This is a genomic window from Mesorhizobium sp. M7A.F.Ca.ET.027.03.2.1 (genome assembly GCF_003999175.1).
Classification (GTDB): Bacteria; Pseudomonadota; Alphaproteobacteria; order Rhizobiales; family Rhizobiaceae; genus Mesorhizobium.
Genome location: NZ_RZOM01000552.1, coordinates 1 through 4052, shown reverse-complemented (window position 1 = coordinate 4052; position 4052 = coordinate 1). Strand labels below are relative to the sequence as shown.

The following is a 4052-nucleotide window of genomic DNA, read 5'->3' as shown; positions in this document are numbered from 1 at the left end:
CGCCAACATCATCCTGGGTGCCACTTTCGACGAGGAACTCGAAGGCGTCATCCGCGTCTCGGTGGTTGCCACCGGCATCGACAAGTCGGCGGCTGAAATCGCCGCCGCACCGATCTCGATCCGCACGGCGCCTCCGAAGCCGGCCAGCCGCCCGGCGGCTCAGATCGCGGAGGTTCGTCCGGCGCCTGTCCAGCAGGCGGCATACGAGCCACGCGCTATCGACCCGGTCGCGGAAGCCATCCATCTGGCCGAAGCCAATGCCGCGGCCATGGCGCAGGCGCGCCCGGCCCCGGTCGCCCACGCTGAAGATTTCCGCCCGCAGAGCAAGATCTTCCAGGCGCCGCCCGCCCAGCCGATGCCGCAGCCGGTGGTCCAGCAGATGCAGCCGGCCCCGCAGCCGCGCGAGATGCTGCAGCGCGAGGCGCCGCAGCCGGTTGCCATGGCGCCGCAGCGCATGCCGCGCGTCGAGGACTTTCCGCCGGTCGTCAAGGCCGAGGTGGATGCCAAGAGCCGCCCGGTCGACCACGAGAACAACAGCGGACCGATGGGCCTGCTGAAGCGCCTGACCAATGGTCTGACCCGCCGCGAGGAAGAACCCGCACGGCTGCAGCCGGCGCAGCCGCGCGAGCCCAAGCTGCGCCAGGCCGCGCCCGAAGTGCGCCGTCTCGCCAGCCAGGATGCGCAGCTCTATGCGCCGCGCCGCGGCCAGCTCGACGATCAGGGCCGCCTGACGCCGCAGGTGAGGACGACTCAGGAAGACGATCAGCTGGAGATTCCGGCGTTCCTGCGCCGCCAGGCCAACTGATTGGTAAACGGACTGTAACATTTGTTAACAGGCAAGCGAGGAATCGCTTGCCTGTTAATGTTTTAAATGATGTGATTTCAACGACTTACCAAGTCGCACTCGTTCCATTTTGCGGTTACACAGAGTAAGAAACCGTGATTTGGAGTCTCCCTGACGGGACATTATCTTCGCTGCCTACCATCATCGGTTTGCCAGGATTTCGGGGGAAGTCACCCTGCCAGCCGATTCACACAAGAGCCGCGCCCTCGGGCTGGAGAAGCGGACCTAGGCATTACGGGCTTATGGGGATTGTCTTGCACGACTATCAGACGACATTGAAGACGCGCGCGTCGCTTACCGGCACCGGCGTCCACAGCGGCAAGGAAGTGTCCATCAGCTTCGTGCCCGCGGATGCCGACACCGGCATCGTTTTCCAGCTTTTCAACGGTGCGGAGCAGGGCCGCGAGTTTCGTGCCCTGGTTTCGGAAGTCGGCGCTACCGACCTGTGCACCATGCTTGGTGATCCCGCTGGCGAGCATATCGCCACGGTCGAGCACATCATGGCGGCGCTGTTTGGGCTCGGCATCGATAATGTCGCTGTCGAGATCGATGGTTCCGAGGTTCCTATCTTCGATGGCAGCGCCATGGCGTTCGTCGAAGCCATCGATCAGGCGGGTATCGAGACGCTCTCGGTCAAGCGGCGCTATATCAGGGTCATCAAGCCGGTCCGCATCGAGAACGGCGCCTCGTGGGCGGAGTTTCGGCCCTATGACGGGACCCGTTTCGAGATCGAGATCGACTTCGAAAGCCCGGCGATCGGCCGTCAGCTGTTTGCCTCCGACCTCAATGCCGATATTTTCCGTCGTGACATCGCGCGCGCCCGCACCTTTGGCTTCATGAAGGATGTCGAGCGGCTGTGGGCCGCAGGCTACGCGCTCGGCTCCTCGCTGGAGAACTCGCTGGTCATTGGCGACGACAACCGCGTCATCAATATGGGCGGCCTGCGCTACCCCAACGAATTCGTGCGACATAAGACGCTGGACGCCATGGGCGACCTGGCGCTGGCCGGCGCCCGCTTCATCGGCTGCTTCCGCTCCTATCGCGGCGGCCACAGGATGAATGCCGCGGCCCTGCGCCGTCTGCTCTCGGACCGCACGGCGTTCGAGATCGTCGAGACGACGCGCCGTGAGCGTGGCCGCAGCGCCGAGATGAACGCCGTCAATGCGCCACTCTACGCACCCTGGATGATCTGATTTCCCAGGGTTTTTTCGGGTTCCATGGTGATAGCGAATGTTGCAGGAATGCACCACCCGCCAGTGAAATTGCATTGATGTCCAAGTGGCGTCCGGCCGCCACAAAAATGCGCGATTGGCCGGAGATAGCGTTGCCGGGCAAGGCGGTTATGGTTTATGGCTGCTGCCGTCGATTAATGCATGTCATTCAAAAGTGGGGACCAGTTTTGAAACAATGGCGTGCAACTGGCATTGAAATAGCGCCGAAAGGGCGAGATCCAATCATGTTCTTCAAGCGAGTTGGTCAATTGAAAGCACCGCAGAGGGCTGTTTTCCTGGCGCTTTCAGTAGTTGTTCCATCGCTCTTTCTGTCGGCCTGCATGTCGTCGGAGAAAGATATCGACCTGTCGACCTATGTCGAGCAGACCGAGCCGGCCGATGTTCTCTACAATCAGGGCCTTGCCAATCTCAATGCCGGGCGCCTGCAGGAGGCGAGCCGCAAGTTCGACGCCGTCGACCGCCAGCATCCCTATTCGGAATGGGCCCGCAAATCGATGGTGATGGGCGCTTTCGCCGACTATCGCCAGGGCAATTACGATGAGGCGATCGGCTCGGCCAAGCGCTATCTCACGCTTTACCCGTCGACCGATGACGCCGCCTATGCGCAGTACATCATCGGCTTGAGCTACTACCGTCAGATCAAGGACGTGACGCAGGACCAGAAGGAAGCGCGCCAGACCGTCCAGACGATGCAGGATCTGGTCACGCGCTGGCCAACATCGGAATATGTTGACGACGCCAAGGAAAAGATCCGCTTCGCCAACGACCAGTTGGCCGGCAAGGAAATGCAGATCGGCCGCTACTATCTTGAGCGGCGTGAATACATCGCTGCCGTGAAGCGCTTCCGCACCGTGGTCGAGAACTATTCCAACACACGCCATGTCGAGGAGGCGCTCGCCCGCTTGACCGAAAGCTATTACGCGATGGGTCTGACCTCGGAGGCACAAACCGCCGCCGCCGTGCTCGGCACCAACTACCCCGACAGCCCATGGTACAAGGATTCCTACAAGCTCTTGCAGAGCAATGGGCTTGCACCGCGCGAGAATGCCGGGTCGTGGATATCCAAAGCCGGGAAGATGATCACCGGCGCCTGACGTATGAGCATCGACTGAAGCGCCACAGCGCTTTTCGGATTGATCCGGTGCTCAAACAAAAAGATAGTGCGGCGCTGCGACTGCAAATGGTCGCGTGCCGTTCTAGATTCGGGTTCTGATGCTTTCCAGACTGTCGATCCGCGATATCGTCCTGATCGAGAAGCTGGATATCGACTTCCAGCCGGGTCTTTCGGTGCTGACCGGCGAAACCGGTGCCGGCAAATCCATCCTGCTCGACGCCCTTTCGCTGGCGCTCGGTGCGCGCGGCGATGCTTCGCTGGTGCGCCATGGCGCGGCGCAAGGCCAGGTCATCGCCGTCTTCGACGTGCCGCGCAATCATCCGGCGCGTACGCTGCTTGCCGACAATGCGATCGAGAATGACGGCGACATCATCCTGCGCCGCCTGCAGACGGCGGACGGCCGCACCCGTGTTTTCGTCAACGATCAACCTTCAAGCGTCACCCTGATGCGCGACGTCGGGCGCGCGCTGGTCGAGATCCACGGCCAGCATGACGAGCGTGCGCTGGTCGATCCCGGCGCGCACCGCGAGGTGCTCGACGCTTTCGGTGGCCATCTCGGCGCCGTCCGCTCGACCGGCGAGGCATGGCGGCACTGGCGCGCCTGCGAGCAGGAGCTGTCGCGCCACCGCGCCAAGGTGGCGGCGGCCGCGCGCGAGGCCGACTATCTGCGCGCGGCGGTGGCGGAATTGACCAAGCTCGATCCGCAGCCGGGCGAGGAGACCGACCTTGCCGAATTGCGCGCGTCTATGATGCGGGCCGAAAAGATCGCTTCCGAAATCCATGACGCGCAGGATGTGCTGTCGGGCCCATCTTCGCCCCTGCCGCAACTGGCCAGCCTGTTGCGGCGGCTGCAGCGCCAGGT

General features: G+C 62.7%; 3 protein-coding genes and 1 pseudogene. All 4 read left to right on the top strand.

Annotated features, from left to right (window positions below; genetic code table 11):
• Positions 1-805 (top strand): annotated as a pseudogene (locus EN750_RS21980) (cell division protein FtsZ); the annotation flags it as partial.
• Between the two features lie 281 nt (positions 806-1086).
• Positions 1087-2037 (top strand): UDP-3-O-acyl-N-acetylglucosamine deacetylase, encoded by a 951-nt coding sequence (gene lpxC, locus EN750_RS21975; RefSeq protein WP_023813134.1) that lies wholly within the window; start codon positions 1087-1089, stop codon positions 2035-2037.
• Positions 2038-2300: 263 nt separating this feature from the next.
• Positions 2301-3170 carry an outer membrane protein assembly factor BamD gene (locus EN750_RS21970; protein WP_127328879.1) on the top strand — a complete coding sequence of 290 codons (870 nt, stop codon included), beginning with the start codon at positions 2301-2303 and terminating at the stop codon, positions 3168-3170.
• 118 nt (positions 3171-3288) lie between these two features.
• Positions 3289-4052: AAA family ATPase (locus EN750_RS21965; protein WP_145967828.1), on the top strand; the 764-nt coding region annotated here is incomplete at its 3' end.